The following is a 389-nucleotide window of genomic DNA, read 5'->3' on the forward strand; positions in this document are numbered from 1 at the left end:
TGGTTCTGGTGCAAAAAATCTCTTAAACTTGGACATACTGATATTACTACTCTACAAAAGGTGTGTGATCAGTATGGAAAAGGAGAATTTGTTCAAATGGAAGCATTATCAGCCTGAACTAATCTTATTAACAGTAAGATGGTACCTACGGTACAATTTGAGCTTTCGTAACCTGGTGGAAATGATTGAGGAAAGAGGATTATCAATTGCTCACACAACGATTATGCGCTGGGTTCATCAATATGGACCTCAATTAGAAGAGAAAGTACGACATCATCTAAAATCAACCAATGATTCATGGAGAGTCGATGAAACCTATATTAAAGTAAAAGGGCAATGGATGTATTTATATCGTGCCGTTGATTCAAAAGGGAATACCATTGATTTTC

At 36.2% G+C, this 389-nt stretch carries 1 pseudogene; it reads left to right on the forward strand.

The annotated features are described in order from the left end of the window. Positions 1–73: 73 nt before the first annotated feature. A pseudogene (locus tag FT637_RS29705) lies at positions 74–389 on the forward strand (IS6-like element ISBwe3 family transposase); the annotation flags it as partial.

Origin of the sequence: Bacillus cereus (assembly GCF_015071065.1) — a bacterium.
Taxonomy (GTDB): Bacteria; Bacillota; Bacilli; order Bacillales; family Bacillaceae_G; genus Bacillus_A; species Bacillus_A cereus_BA.